The organism is Janibacter sp. Soil728, from assembly GCF_001428305.1.
Lineage (GTDB): Bacteria > Actinomycetota > Actinomycetes > Actinomycetales > Dermatophilaceae > Janibacter.
In genome coordinates this window covers 562,313-576,699 of the sequence record NZ_LMRZ01000004.1, presented here as the reverse complement: position 1 = coordinate 576,699, position 14,387 = coordinate 562,313, and the positions used below count along the sequence as shown (strand labels likewise).

General features: G+C 70.2%; 11 protein-coding genes. 3 read left to right on the top strand and 8 right to left on the bottom strand.

The window, feature by feature from the left end; translation table 11 throughout:
• Window positions 1–27: 27 nt before the first annotated feature.
• A complete protein-coding gene (locus ASG73_RS09565) occupies window positions 28–1,245 on the top strand; it encodes a phenylacetate--CoA ligase family protein (RefSeq protein WP_156466230.1) in 1,218 nt (405 codons plus the stop codon).
• An 88-nt stretch (window positions 1,246–1,333) separates the two neighbouring features.
• On the opposite strand, the gene ASG73_RS09560 is transcribed toward ASG73_RS09565, so the two are convergent.
• The 4 genes from ASG73_RS09560 to lpdA form a co-directional block, all read right to left on the bottom strand.
• Window positions 1,334–2,941, bottom strand: a complete 1,608-nt coding sequence (locus ASG73_RS09560) for a hypothetical protein (RefSeq protein ID WP_055993960.1) — start codon at window positions 2,939–2,941, stop codon at window positions 1,334–1,336.
• A gap of 171 nt (window positions 2,942–3,112) precedes the next feature.
• A complete protein-coding gene (locus tag ASG73_RS09555) occupies window positions 3,113–5,536 on the bottom strand; it encodes a polyribonucleotide nucleotidyltransferase (protein WP_055993958.1) in 2,424 nt (807 codons plus the stop codon).
• A gap of 167 nt (window positions 5,537–5,703) precedes the next feature.
• Window positions 5,704–5,973 carry a 30S ribosomal protein S15 gene (gene rpsO, locus ASG73_RS09550; protein WP_055993956.1) on the bottom strand — a complete coding sequence of 90 codons (270 nt, stop codon included), beginning with the start codon at window positions 5,971–5,973 and terminating at the stop codon, window positions 5,704–5,706.
• Window positions 5,974–6,119: 146 nt separating this feature from the next.
• Window positions 6,120–7,517 carry a dihydrolipoyl dehydrogenase gene (gene lpdA, locus ASG73_RS09545; RefSeq protein WP_055993954.1) on the bottom strand — a complete coding sequence of 466 codons (1,398 nt, stop codon included), beginning with the start codon at window positions 7,515–7,517 and terminating at the stop codon, window positions 6,120–6,122.
• A 76-nt stretch (window positions 7,518–7,593) separates the two neighbouring features.
• Here lpdA and ASG73_RS09540 point away from each other — a divergent pair, with 76 nt between their 5' ends.
• Together ASG73_RS09540 and ASG73_RS09535 are read left to right on the top strand one after the other, a co-directional pair.
• A complete protein-coding gene (locus ASG73_RS09540; protein WP_055993952.1) occupies window positions 7,594–9,891 on the top strand; it encodes a carbon starvation CstA family protein in 2,298 nt (765 codons plus the stop codon).
• Window positions 9,888–10,082: a YbdD/YjiX family protein gene (locus ASG73_RS09535; protein ID WP_055993950.1), complete on the top strand. Its 195-nt coding sequence runs from the start codon at window positions 9,888–9,890 to the stop codon at window positions 10,080–10,082. The genes ASG73_RS09540 and ASG73_RS09535 overlap by 4 nt, the downstream gene beginning before the upstream one ends.
• Here the strand turns inward: ASG73_RS09535 and ASG73_RS09530 are convergent, their stop codons facing one another.
• The 4 genes from ASG73_RS09530 to ASG73_RS09515 are packed head-to-tail and all read right to left on the bottom strand — an operon-like array spanning window position 10,083 to window position 14,387.
• On the bottom strand, window positions 10,083–12,080 hold the full coding sequence (locus ASG73_RS09530) for a penicillin-binding transpeptidase domain-containing protein (protein WP_235499404.1): 1,998 nt from the start codon (window positions 12,078–12,080) through the stop codon (window positions 10,083–10,085).
• Window positions 12,077–12,565 carry a hypothetical protein gene (locus ASG73_RS09525; protein WP_055993948.1) on the bottom strand — a complete coding sequence of 163 codons (489 nt, stop codon included), beginning with the start codon at window positions 12,563–12,565 and terminating at the stop codon, window positions 12,077–12,079. The genes ASG73_RS09530 and ASG73_RS09525 overlap by 4 nt, the downstream gene beginning before the upstream one ends.
• On the bottom strand, window positions 12,562–13,338 hold the full coding sequence (gene mreC / locus ASG73_RS09520) for a rod shape-determining protein MreC (protein ID WP_055993946.1): 777 nt from the start codon (window positions 13,336–13,338) through the stop codon (window positions 12,562–12,564). The genes ASG73_RS09525 and mreC overlap by 4 nt, the downstream gene beginning before the upstream one ends.
• Window positions 13,338–14,387 (bottom strand): rod shape-determining protein, encoded by a 1,050-nt coding sequence (locus ASG73_RS09515; protein WP_442905366.1) that lies wholly within the window; start codon window positions 14,385–14,387, stop codon window positions 13,338–13,340. Before ASG73_RS09515 ends, mreC begins: the two co-directional genes overlap by 1 nt.

The window sequence follows — 14,387 nt, the reverse complement described above, 5'->3', positions numbered from 1 at the left end:
CACACCGGACCTCCACGAGGAGCTGTCATGTCCATCCACGTTGCGCTCGGTGAGCACCTCGCCCACCACGCGATGGATCAGGCCGTCAACGACCTGATCACCCGGGCCGCCACGGTCCCCGGCCTGGCCGCACGGCTGGAGCGAGCCGGGATCGACCCCGGCTCGCTCCGCTCGGTGGCCGACCTGAGCGCATTGCCCGTGCTGTCCAAGGACGACCTCGTCGCCGAGCAGGCGAGTGCTCCCCCCTTCGGCGGTCTGCTCGCTCCCGGTGCTGCGGTCCAGCGGGTCTTCCAGTCCCCCGGCCCGCTGTACGAACCCCAGCTGGAGTCCCCGGACTACTGGCGCTGGGGGCAGGTCTTCGGCCATCTCGGTGTCGGACCAGGGGACACGGCCATCAACTGCTTCGGGTACCACCTCTCCCCCGCGGGCGCGATGATGGAGGAGGGGCTGCGCGCCAGCGGCGCAGCAGTGCTCCCGGGAGGCATCGGCAACCAGGACCTGCAGGCTCGGGCGATCGCGGACCTCGCAGTGAGCACGTACAGCGGTCTACCCAGCTATCTCAAGGCGCTCATCGATCGCTTCGACGAGCTCGGGCTGCCGGCGCAGGCGTGGCGTCTCCACCGCGCCATGGTGACGGCAGAACCTCTCCCGGACTCGCTGCGGGAGGCCCTCACGGCTCGCGTCGACTCCGTGTGCATGGCCTACGGCACGGGAGAAACCGGTCTGCTCGCCTACGAGGTGGGAGATGGCGCCGGGCTGGTCCTGGCCGACGGGGTGCTGGTGCAGGTGTGCGACATCGGCACCGGTGCACCCGTCGAGGACGAGAGCGAAGGGGAGGTCGTCGTCACCGTGCTGCGCCCCGACTACCCCTTGGTCCGCTTCGGGACCGGCGACCTGTCGGGGTGGATGCTGGGGCCCGATGGTTCCCTGCGTCTGCGCGGAGTACTCGGCCGCACGGGTTCAGCGGTGAAGGTGAAGGGGATGTTCCTCCACCCGGCGCAGACCGCGTCGGTCATGTCCCGACTCCCGTCGGTCGTCGACCACCGCTTCGTCATCGGTCGCACCGACCATCTGGACACCCTGCGCTGCGAGGTCGTCCTGGCTCCCGGCGCCGATCACGAGGACCAGGTGCAGCAGGTCACCCAGCGGATCCGTGAGGGGCTGCGCTTCAGCGCAGAGGTCGTGGCGGTCCACCAGCTCACGCCCGCCGAGGGTCCGATCCTCGACACCCGGGTGTGGGACTGACCCAGCCACCACCTCGTGGGCAAGCCCCCGGCGCCACTCGGCACCGGGGGGTTGCCCATGTCGTCACGCAGGCCGGGGTCGGCGGGAGCTAGAGGACCCAGTCCGTGCTCGAGCCGAGGACCCGCGCATCCCCGGTGTCCGGCACGAGGGTCGCTGCGACGAGCGAGCAGCGCCGGTGCGAGACATTGCCGTTGGCCCGGTTGCCGTAGACCGCCTGCTCCCGCTTCGACGGGTTCCACGTCCAGTCGGCCTTGAGGTACTGGCTGTTGGTCCAGCGGATCTCGCTCAGCACGAGGAGCCCCTCCTTCACCCGGACCGCCCGGGTGGCGGTACGCGCGTCGTTGCTGCCGCGCGTACCACCCCACGACTCGGCCGAGTCGGCGATGCGCTCGACGCCCTTCGTCTTCTTGTGCAGCTCGGCGCGCGCGTCCACCATGCCGTCGTCGACGACCAGCCCGTCGACCGCGCCCTTCTCCGCCCACGTCTCGAGCATGGTGTCCACCTCCTCGGCACGATCCAGGTCCTGCGACGACGGGGTGGCCTCCTGGGCGTCCAGTGCCGTCGGCAGACCATCGGGGAAGGGGATGGAGGAGCTGGCCTTCCACCCACCGGCCGCGTGCGCCTTCTCGTAGACGTAGAGCAGCTCCACGCCGTTCTTGGCAGGCTTGGCGGGCTTTATCTCGACCGCGGTCCACAGCGGGTAGGCCCGCTGGACGGACGCGTAGACCTCTCCGCCCTCATGGGTGAAGGACGTGGCCGCGCCCTTGGGCTTGTCGTAGGCGTTGAAGCGCGCCGACAGCTCGTCCTGGGCGAGCATCGGACCCGTGTCGGCGCTCTTCCACAGGCTGCCGTCACCGGTGCGCGACTTCTTGATCGCGGCGTTGTTGCGCACGTCGTAGTCGTCGAGCATCGTCTGGACATCGGTCTGATCGAGGGGCACCACCCCCGGGGAGTCTCCGTGGTCGACCTCCTGCGGGACCGCGCACCCTGCGACGAGCACCATCACCGTGCCGACGAGGGCGAGTCGGGTGGCGCTGCGGAAGAGGCCCGCTGGGGTGGCCGGCTGCTCGACCGATACCGACTCGGCTCGGTCGACGGCCGCGCGCCGGGCCCGACGGCCCCCGAGCATCGTTGCCACCAGCAGCAGCAGACCGACGAGCGCCGTCACCACACCGGCGACGAAGGCCCCGGGGAGCTTGTACCCGACACCGACCTGGGGGGTCGCTCCCTTCGCCGTGGCCGGCAGCGCCGCGATCTGGACGGCGGCGTCCGGCGTGAGCCGCACCTCGATCGCCGCCTCACGACCCTGGGCCTGCTGGTCCCACACGTCGAGCCTCGACGGAGGGACTGCCGGGTAGTCCCGCTCCCCGGCCAGCTGCTGCGAGCCGCCGATGCCGTCGGCCGACAGCCCGGTGATCTCGGTGCGCGTGACCCCACCCAGGTAGTCCTGCACGTGCACGGGGTGACTCGCCCCGACGAAGGCCTCCCCCTCCACCGCCGTGGCGTTGACCACGAGATCGAGTCCTGCGACGTTGAGCAGCCTGGGCGCCGTCGCGACGATCGGGGCCGCGTCGTCGGGCAGGGCCGTCGGCTCACCACCCCACGTGTCGTCCGGTCCCAGCAGGATCGCGACCGCGACCCCGACGACGACGAGTACGACGGCGATGGTCCCGACGAGGATGCGCGCGGCCTTCATGAAGATGTCCCCCTGTGTGTGTGGCGTGGCATGTGCACCGCACCGTCCCAACGGTGCCGGACCACCGTAAGCAGGATCTGGCGACCTCGCCCGCCGAGCATCCACAGGGGATGACGAAGGGGCCGGCCCTCCCGTGAAGGAGAGCCGGCCCCGTCGAAGGACCCTGAGGGGTCAGTCGTCCTGGGAGTCGGACTCGGAGGAGCCGCTCTCGTCGGACGAGGAGTCGCTGGACGAGGAGTCGTCATCGCGGCGACGACGACGGCGACCGCCCTCGCGGCCACCACCCTCACGACCGCCGCTGTCACGACCACCATCGCGACCGCCCTCACGGCGACCGCCACGACCACCCTCGTCGTCACCCTTCGCACCGGAGGCCATCTCGGCCTCCTGCTCGGGGCTGAGGACGGCGGCCAGGCTCAGCTTGCCGCGCGGGTCGATCTCCTTCAGCTCGACCTGGACGGTCTGGCCGACGCCGAGGATGTCCTCGACAGCGTCGATCCGCTTGCCACCGACGAGCTTGCGCACCTCGGAGATGTGCAGCAGGCCGTCCTTGCCCGGCGTCAGGGAGACGAACGCACCGAAGGTGGTCGTCTTGACGACGGTGCCGAGGAAACGCTCACCGATCTCGGGCATCTGCGGGTTGGCGATGGCGTTGACCGCGTTGCGCGCAGCCTCTGCGGAGGGGCCGTCGACCGCACCGATGAAGACGGTGCCGTCGTCCTCGATGCTGATGTCGGCGCCGGTGTCCTCCTGGATCTGCTTGATCATCTTGCCCTTCGGGCCGATGACCTCACCGATCTTGTCGACGGGGACGTTGACCGTGATGATCCGCGGCGCGGTGGGCGCCATCTCGTCGGGAGCATCGATGGCCTCGTTCATGACGTCGAGGATGTGCAGACGAGCGTCGCGGGCCTGGGTCAGCGCGCCACCGAGCACCGAGGCGGGGATGCCGTCGAGCTTGGTGTCGAGCTGGATGGCGGTGACGAACTCGCGGGTACCGGCGACCTTGAAGTCCATGTCGCCGAACGCGTCCTCGGCGCCGAGGATGTCGGTCATCGCGGCGTAGCGGGTCTCACCGTCGACCTGGTCGGAGACCAGACCCATGGCGATGCCGGCAACAGCGGCACGCAGCGGCACGCCGGCGTTGAGCAGCGACATCGTGGACGCGCAGACGGAGCCCATCGAGGTCGAGCCGTTGGACCCGAGGGCCTCGGAGACCTGACGGATCGCGTACGGGAACTCCTCGCGGGAGGGCAGCACCGGCAGGAGCGCGCGCTCGGCAAGCGCTCCGTGACCGATCTCGCGGCGCTTCGGGCTACCGACACGGCCGGTCTCACCGGTCGAGTAGGGCGGGAAGTTGTAGTTGTGCATGTAGCGCTTCTTGGTGACGGGGCTCAGCGAGTCGATCTGCTGCTCCATCTTGAGCATGTTGAGCGTGGTGACACCCATGATCTGGGTCTCGCCGCGCTCGAAGAGCGCCGAGCCGTGCACGCGCGGCAGGACCTCGACCTCGGCGCCGAGGGCGCGGATGTCGGCGAGGCCACGGCCGTCGATGCGGACCTTGTCACGCAGGATGCGCTGGCGAACCTGCGCCTTCTGCGCGGAGCGGAAGGCAGCAGAGAGCTCCTTGTCGCGGCCGAAGAACGCGCCGGGCGCCTCCTCGGTGCCCGCGAGCGAGGCCTTCATCGCGGCCTTGATCTCGTCCAGGCGGCTCTCGCGCTCCTGCTTGCCCGCGATGGTGAGCGCGGTCGACAGGTCGGCGGAGGTGGCGGCCTCGACTGCGGCGTAGGCGTCGTCCTGGTAGTCGAGGAAGATCGGGAAGTCCTCGACCGGCTTGGCGGCCTTGGCAGCCAGGTCAGCCTGCGTGTCGCACAGCTGCTTGATGAACTTCTTGGAGGCGTCCAGACCCTCGGCGACGACCTCTTCGGTCGGGGCGGTCTTGCCCTGGTTCTTCACGAGGTCCCAGGTGGACTCGGTGGACTCCGCCTCGACCATCATGATCGCGACGTCGTCTCCGTCGACGACCCGGCCGGCGACGACCATGTCGAAGGTCGAGCGCTCGATGTCGCTGAAGTTGGGGAAGGCGACCCACTGGCCGTCGATGAGCGAGACGCGCACGGCGCCGATCGGACCCGAGAAGGGCAGACCGGAGATCTGCGTCGAGAGCGAGGCAGCGTTGATCGCGAGGACGTCGTACTGGTGGTCCGGGTGGACCGACAGGACGGAGATGACGACCTGGACCTCGTTGCGCAGACCCTTCTTGAAGGTCGGGCGCAGCGGGCGGTCGATGAGGCGGCAGGTGAGGATGGCGTCCGTACCGGGACGGCCTTCACGGCGGAAGAAGCTTCCGGGGATGCGACCGGCGGCGTACATCCGCTCCTCGACGTCCACCGTCAGGGGGAAGAAGTCGAAGTGGTCCTTGGGGGTCTTGCCGGCCGTGGTGGTCGACAGGAGCATGGTCTCGCCGTCGAGGTAGGCGGCGATGGCGCCTCCCGCCTGCTGGGCGAGGCGGCCGGTCTCGAACCGGATGGTGCGGGTGCCGAACTGACCGTTGTCGATCGTGGCTTCGGCGAAAGTGATCTCAGGACCCTCCATCGGGTCCTCCTTTTCTCTCTACGTGCCGGGCGCATCGTCGTTGTGCCCCGGTGTTGTCTTCGGTGGTGACGATCTTCAGTTGTCCTACTGTTTGCCGGCGGTTTGACCAACCCCCGGATACGCGAAGAAGCGGCCCCCAGAGTTGGGAACCGCTCTCCACGACGTACTTATCGGCGAAGGCCGAGGCGCTTGATCAGCGCACGGTAGCGCTCGATGTCGGTGCTCTCCAGGTAACGCAGGAGGCGGCGACGCTTGCCCACGAGGAGCAGCAGACCACGACGGCTGTGGTGGTCGTGCTTGTGCTCACGGGAGTGCTCGGTGAGGTCCAGGATGCGCTGCGTGAGCATCGCGACCTGCACCTCGGGGGAACCGGTGTCACCCTCGACGGTCCCGTAGTCGGACATGATCTGCTTCTTGACTTCAGCGGTCAGCGGCATGCGGTGACACTGCTCCATTTCTTGGGTTGTTGCGCGGCGCGCCCGGGCTGGTTCACCGGGGCTCTGTGGATCCGCGGCCGATCTAACGGCAACCCCGCAAGATTAGCAGCGCGCTCCCCTCGGCCCCTAATCAGGGGCCCGGGGGTTCAGAAGTTGATCATGTGCCCGGCGATGCCCTCGACGGCTTCCTTGACCGCCTCGGACAGCGTCGGGTGCGCGAAGACATTGCGCGCGACCTCGTCCGCGGTGAGGTCCCACTTCTGCGCGAGGGTGAGGACCGGCAACAGCTCGGTGACGTCGGGCCCGATCATGTGCGCACCGAGGATCTCGTTGTGCGTCGCGTCGGCGATGACCGTGACCGAGCCGACCGCGTCGCCCAGGCCCATGGCCTTGCCGTTGGCGGTGAAGGGGAAGGTCGCCTTCTTGACGTCGTACCCCTTCTCCTTCGCCTGCTCCTCGGTGTAACCGAAGGAGGCGATCTGCGGGTGGCAGTAGGTCGCGCGCGGGATGAAGTCGTACTCGACCGGCATCGTCTCGGCGCCGGACATGTGCTCGGCGGCGACGACGCCCTGGGCCTCCGCGACGTGCGCGAGCATGAGCTTCGCAGTGCAGTCACCGACGGCATAGACGTTTTCGACGTTGGTGCGGCAGTACTCGTCGATCGCGACGGCGCCGCGCTCGGTGAGCTCGACCCCGATCGACTCCAGGCCGAAGCCCTCGACCCGCGGTGCGAAGCCGATCGCGGAGAGGAGCTTGTCCGCCTCGAGGACCTGGGCGTCGCCCCCCTTCGCCGGGGTGACGGTGACCTTGACGCCAGAGCCGGTGTCCTCCACCGACTCGACCTTGGTGGAGAGCATGACCTTGACGCCGAGCTTCTTGTAGTGCTTGGCCAGCTCCTTGGAGATGGCCGGGTCCTCGGTGGGGACCATGCGGTCGAGGAACTCGACGATCGTGACGTCGACGCCGAAGTTCTTCATGACATAGGCGAACTCGACACCGATGGCACCCGAGCCGGCGATGATCATCGAGCCGGGCAGGTCGGCGTCGAGGATCTGCTCCTCGTAGGTGACGACGTTGTCGCTGACCTCGACACCCGGCAGCATGCGGGTGGTCGCGCCACTGGCGATGATCAGCTTGTCGAAGGTGACCGACTTCTTCTCGCCGTCGTTGAGAGCGACGTCCATCGAGGTCGTGGAGGTGATCGTGCCCCAGCCGTCGATCTCGGTGATCTTGTTCTTCTTCATCAGGAAGTGGATGCCCTTGACGATGCCGTCGCTCACCTGGCGGGAGCGGGCGTGGGTCGGGCCGTAGGACATCGTGGCGTCGCCCTCGATGCCGAACTTCTTCTTGTCGTGTGTCAGCGTGTGCGCGAGCTCGGCATTCTTGATGAGCGCCTTGCTGGGGATGCACCCGACGTTGAGACAGACACCGCCCCAGTACTTCTTCTCCACCACGGCAACGCTCTTGCCGAGCTGGGCAGCACGGATCGCCGCCACATAACCACCGGGTCCAGCACCGAGCACAACGACGTCGAAATCAGCCATGTCCGACAGCCTAGCCACTGATCGATTACGTTCGGACACGTAGTCCGGATCACACCGTCGTGAGCTGAGGAGTTCCATGAGCAAGCCGGCCCCCACAGGCCCTGTCGTCGACGCGCCGGAGGGCGTGCAGCGGCTGCGCACCGACCCCGACCGGCCACCGGTCGCCGTCCGCGCCCCCCACCTGGTGACCGGAAGGGAGAAGCTCGTCTTCGCCCTCATCGGCCTGCTCGGGGCGGTCGGCTGGGTGATGATCGCGGTGGTTCGCGGCGAGCACGTCAACGCCGTGTGGTTCGTCTTCGCCGCGGTGTGCACCTACATCATCGGGTACCGGTTCTACGCCCGGCTCATCGAGTACAAGGTGATCAAGCCGAGGGACGAGCGGGCCACTCCCGCAGAGCAGTTCGAGAACGGCAAGGACTTCATGCCGACCGATCGGAGAGTCCTCTTCGGTCACCACTTCGCCGCGATCGCCGGCGCCGGTCCGCTCGTCGGGCCCGTCCTCGCGGCCCAGATGGGCTACCTGCCGGGCACCCTGTGGATCGTCTTCGGCGTGGTCTTCGCCGGGGCCGTGCAGGACTACATGGTCCTGCACCTGTCCATCCGTCGCGGTGGGCGCAGCCTGGGCCAGATGGCGCGCGACGAGCTGGGTCGCGTCGGCGGCATCGCCGCGATCGTCGGCGTGCTGGCGATCATGCTCATCCTCATCGCGGTCCTGGGCATCGTCGTCATCGGCGCCCTGGCCAACTCCCCCTGGGGTGTCTTCTCCATCGCGATGACCATCCCGATCGCGCTCTTCATGGGCCTGTACCTGCGCTTCCTGCGCCCCGGCGCGATCGGCGAGATCTCGCTCATCGGTGTCGTCCTGCTCATCGCCGCGATCATCGGCGGCGGCTGGGTCTCCGGGCACCCGACGCTCGCGGGCGCCTTCACCCTCGAGCCGATCACCCTGGCCTGGCTGCTCATCGGCTACGGCTTCGCGGCCTCGGTCCTGCCCGTCTGGCTGCTCCTGGCTCCCCGCGACTACCTGTCGACGTACATGAAGGTCGGCACCATCGGCCTGCTGGCCATCGGCATCCTCGTCGCCCGCCCGGAGGTGAAGATGCCGGCGGTCACGGAGTTCGCCTCCACCGGTGCCGGGCCGGCCTTCGCCGGGTCCCTCTTCCCCTTCCTCTTCATCACCATCGCCTGTGGGGCCCTGTCCGGCTTCCACGCCCTGATCTCCTCGGGCACCACCCCCAAGCTCATCGAGAAGGAGAGCCAGGCCCGCTTCATCGGCTACGGCTCGATGCTCACCGAGTCCTTCGTCGCCGTGATGGCGATGGTCGCCGCGGTGAGCATCGATCAGCACATCTACTTCGCGATGAACGCGCCCGGCGCGCTGACCGGCGGGACGCCCGCCGATGCAGCGAACTACGTCAACGGCCTCCCGCTGCTCACACCCTCGGGTGGGGCCGTCCCCCCGGTGGATGCCGCCACCCTCCAGCAGGCGGCCGACAGCGTGGGCGAGGAGACGATCATCTCCCGCACCGGTGGCGCACCGACGCTCGCCTTCGGCATGAGCGAGGTCATGAGCGTCTTCGGGGGCGACGCGCTCAAGAGCTTCTGGTACCACTTCGCGGTGATGTTCGAGGCGCTGTTCATCCTCACCACGGTCGACGCCGGCACCCGCGTCGCGCGCTTCATGTTCTCCGACGCACTCGGCAACGTCCCCGGGCTGGGCCGCTTCAAGGACCCGTCCTGGCGTCCGGGTGCCTGGCTGTGCAGCATCGTGGTCGTCGCCGGCTGGGGCTCGATCCTCGTCATGGGGATCCTCGACCCGCTCGGCGGCATCTACACGCTCTTCCCGCTCTTCGGCATCGCCAACCAGCTCCTCGCGGCGATCGCCCTCGCGGTGGTGACCACGGTCGTGGTCAAGCAGGGCAACCTGCGCTGGGCGTGGATCCCCGGCATCGCGCTCGTGTGGGACCTGCTGATCACCTTGTGGGCCTCGTGGCTGAAGATCTTCAGCAGCGACCCCAAGATCGGCTTCTTCGCGCAGCGCTCGCGCTTCGTCGAGGCGCGGGAGAAGGGAGAGCTGCTCACCGGGGCCTCGTCGCCGGGTGACATGGACAAGATCATCTTCAACTCCGGCGTGCAGGGCACCTTGTCGATCATCTTCGCCGTGCTGGTCATCATCGTCGTCGCCGCGTCGGTCGTCGTGATGGTCCGGGCCGCCCGCGCCGGAGGCCTGCCGACGAGCGAGGACGAAGGAGTTCCCTCCCGGATCTTCGCTCCCACCGGACCGGTTGCGACAGCGCAGGAGAAGGCCGTGCTCCAGGAGTGGAAGGACGCGGGGCTCGATCCCTCACCGGCCGCCACCAGGGGGCACGGGTGACGGGGTCCCCCTTCGCCATGGTGCGGCGGGTCGGGCGCTTCGTCAGCGGGGTGACCGGCGCCGACCGGTACGAGCGGTACGTCGAGCACCTGCGTCGTGTCCACCCGCGGGAGCCGGTGCCGACCCGGGCGCAGTTCTGGCGATCGCACTACGAGGAGCAGGAGCGCAACCCGGGCACCCGCTGCTGCTGATCAGCGCGTGACGCCGGCGAGCTGCTCGTGGATCGTGCGCGCGATCGGCGCCGCGGTGGCACCGCCGGTGCCACCCTGCGAGACGACGACGGCCACGACATAGCGCGGCTTCGTGGTCGGTGCATAGGAGACGAACCACGCGGTGTCCTGCTTGCCGTAGACCTCCGCCGTGCCGGTCTTGCCCGCCACCGGCCACTCCTTGAGGGGGAAACCGGCGAAGGCCGAGTGGGCGGTCCCGCCCCGCTCGGCCACGACGTCCTTCAGCGCCCGGCGCAGGAGGTCCCCGGAGCGGCCGGGCAGGTCGACCTGCTGCGCGGTGGGGACGTCGAGGGAGGTGCGGGCACCGTCAGGCGCGATGCTCGCCCGACCCAGGTGCGGGTCGGGCTGCGTGCCCTCCTGGGCGATCGTGCCGAAGACGCGTGCCATCTGCAGCAGTGTCGCGGTGACATCTCCCTGCCCGATCGAGAGGTTGGCCTCGTCACCGGGGCGGAACTGGTAGCCGCTCGCACAGTTCTCCTTCGCCAGTGCGGTGAGGTACGTGCGTCGGGTGCGGTCCTTGATCTCGGGGTGGCCGCGGCGGGCGTCCCTGCACGACGCGTCCTTGGTGCTGCGCCACCAGTCGCGCTTCCACGCGCGGTCGGGGATGCGTCCGGCGGACTCCGCCGGGAGGTCGACACCGGTCGCGGCGCCCAGGCCCAGCTCGCGGGCCGTGTCGATGAGTGGGTCCCCCGTGTCGTCGGCCGACAGACCACCCTGGTCACGCCAGACCTGCTCGGCGACCCGGTAGAAGACGGTGTCGCAGGAGACCTTGATCGCCTCGCGCCAGGTGATCATCCCGAACGCGCGAGACTCGTAGTTGTTGAAGGTCCGGTCCCCGATCCGGTGCGACGAGGTGCAGTTGACCTCGTCGCCAAGGTCGGTCCCCGCGGCGACGGCACCCGGCAAGGAGACCGCCTTGAAGGTCGATGCGGGCGGCTGGGCCACCCCGGTCACGCGATCGATGAGGGGGCTGCGGTCCCCCTTCGTCAGCTGCTCGTACTTCTGCTGCGTGACGCCTGCGGACCAGACGGACGGGTCATAGGTGGGCACGCTCGCGGAGGCGAGGATCCCCCCGTCGCGCAGGTCGAGGACGACGGCCGCTGCACTGTCAGCGCGGTGCCCACGATCGCGGGCCTGCCGCACACCATCGGCGAGCGCCGCCTCGGTCGCCCGCTGCACCGGAAGGTCGAGGGTCGTGACGAGGTCCGACCCGGCGACCGGCTCGGTGCGACTCGTCTCCTCGACGGCGACTCCGCGAGCGTCGACACGCACCTCGCTGTGACCGGGGGTGCCGCGCAGCAGCTCGTCGTACTGCCGTTCCAGTCCGGCGGCACCGACGAGATCAGCGTCGGTGATCGCCCCGTCGGAGGCCTCGATGGTCTCGGCATCGGGGCGGGTGAGGTAGCCAGTCGTCTGGGGGGCGCCACCCCCCTTCGCCCGCGGGTAGTCGCGCACCGGCTGGCTGGTCACGGCGACGCCGGGGTAGAGCTCGGGGCGTTCGGTGAGGGTGGCCGCGGCTGCCGGCTCGACGCCGACGGCGACGGGCACGGGGACGAGCGCGGAGCCGGCCCAGCAGTCCGGCGGGTCGGCCGCGCCGGGTGCACCGCACAGGGTGGTGCGCCCCCACATCCGGTCGAAGGGGAGGTCCAGCGCCGCGGCGAGGCGGCGCACCGTCGCCCGCCCCCCGTCGCGGGCGTCGGCGAGGGACCGGCGGTCGATGGTGACATCGGTGCGCACCGCGTTGTCCACGATGGGCCGCCCGTCACGATCGAGGATGCGCCCGCGCAGCGCGGGGAGCGCGACGCGCGAGGCACCCGGGAGTGCCACGCGGTCATCGCCTGCGGGATGGTCGGTGAGCTGCAGCTGGCCCAGGCGTCCGATGAGGACGCCCGCGAGGAGCATGAGGACGGCCAGCGAGGCGAGCATGCGCGCCTGCAGCCGCGGGCTGCGGCGCCTCACGCCCACCGCCTCCGGAGCAGGCCGGCCTCGAGTCGCTCGACGACCGCCACGAGGACCAGGCCGAGGGTGGCGGTGGCCACGACCTGCCAGGCGATGGAGCCCCACGCGACCGGGCGGGCGCTGGCGAGGTCGATGAGCACCGGCGCGGCACGGGTGACGAGGACGGCGGCCGCGACGACGGGCACCGACCACCACCATGGATGGCCCGAGCGACGGTGGGCCAGGCCGGCGACCCACCCGGCCGCGGCATAGCCCAGGGCCGAGAGCCCCAGGGGCACGGCAACAGGTGGCGCGAGGTCGATGAGCCAGCCCCCGAGGAGCCCGGTGATCGCGCCGGGACCGGTCCCGGCGGACAGGGCGACGCCGACGACGACGATGACGACGAGGTCCGGCGGGGCGAGCACCCCGCGGGCGCCCAGGGCGAGGACCCCGACGAGCGCGATCGCCAGGAGCAGCAGGCGCACGGGCCAACGCAGCCCGGTCACGACGCGCGCTTCGCGGTGCGACCCGGGCCGGTGACCACCGCGACGACGTCGACGGCGGCCAGGTCGACAGCAGGCTCGACGACCGCGGTGTCGGTGAGCTCCCCGGGGGCCTTCGCGACCCGGCTGATCGTGCCGACGGGGACGCCGGGAGGGTAGGGGCGAGAGCCCGGGCTGCCGAGGGTGGTGACCGCGTCCCCGGCCGCCACGCGGTCGCGGGTCAGCTGGGTGATCACGAGCTCGTCCGCGGCGTGAGACGTTGTGGGGTCCGACCCCGAGAGGGTGCCGATGACCCCCTTCGCTCCGGAGCGCACGCCGACTCCGGAGTCACCCGAGCCGATGACCTCGACGTCCGCGCTCCACTCCCCCACGGAGACCACCCGGCCGACCAGGCCGCCGGGGGCGACGACCGCGCTGTCGGTGCGCACACCGTCACGGCGGCCGACATCGAGGGTGATCCGCTCCGGACCCGAGGCCCCGGCGCGATCGAGCGCGACGACGCGGGCCGTGACGCTCGGCAGGTCGCCGGTGTCGAGGTCACCGAGCTGCTCGGCGACGCCCTGCCGGTCGCGCAGTCGGCGCACCTCCTGCGTCAGGGCGATGTTGTCCCGCTCGAGACGGTCGCTCTCGTCTCGAGCGGGAGCGACCCACCGCTCCACCGGGCCGAGGACCGCGTCACCGACCCCACGGACCGGGCCGAGGGGTGCGCCAGCGAGATCCGCGAGGAGGACGAGCAGGGTGAGGACCAGCAGGACCGGCAGGACGCGACGACGCATCAGAACCGGTGCCCGTCGACCAGGACGGGTTGCAGGGCAGCGAAGTCGTCGACGCAGCGCCCGGCCCCACGCACCACGGCGCGCAGGGGTGCCTCGGCCACACGGACCGGGACCCCGAGCTCGTGGCGCAGCCGGGCATCGAGACCGCGCAGCAACGCGCCGCCACCGGTGAGGGTGATGCCGCGCTCGAGGACATCGCCGGCCAGCTCGGGCGGGCACCGGTCGAGGACGTCCCGCACGAGGGCGACGATCTCCCCGACAGGCGCAGAGATGGCCCGGCGGATCTCGGCAGAGCCGACATCGACGGTCTTGGGCAGGCCGGTCACGAGGTCACGGCCACGCACCCGGGTGCTCACTTCACGCGCGAGGGGGAAGGCGGAACCCACCTCGACCTTGATGTGCTCGGCGCTGCGCTCCCCCAGCAGCAGGGAGAAGTTGCGCCGCACGTGCTCGGCGATCGCGTCGTCGACGGCGTCGCCGGCGGTGCGCGTGCTGCGCGAGGCGACGATGCCGCCGAGAGCGATGACAGCGACATCCGTCGACCCACCACCGATGTCGATGACCATCGAGGCCTCGGTGTCCGTCACCGGCAGCCCGGCGCCGATGGCAGCGACCATGGGCTCCTCGACGAGGTAGACGCGGCGGGCACCGACCCGCAGGGCCGCCTCCTCGACCGCTCGCCGCTCGACGCCGGTGATGTCGCTCGGGATGCACACGACGACCCGGGGACGAAAGACGCTCGAGATCCCGACGCGGTCGGTGAACCACCGCAGCATCTGCTCGGTGGCGTCGGGCTCGTTGATGACCCCGGCCCGCAGCGGGCGCACCGCCCGCAGGGCACCCGGGGTGCGTCCGAGCATCTCCCTGGCCCGCGCGCCGGCCGCCACGAGCTCACCGGTCTCGACGCTCAGCGCGACGACGCTCGGCTCGTCGAGGACGACACCACGACCCTGCTGGTGGATCAGGGTGTTGGCCGTGCCCAGGTCGATGGCCAGGTCGCGTCCCAGCCACGGTCGCGCTCCCCGTGCCCTGCCGACCCCTGTCAGCAC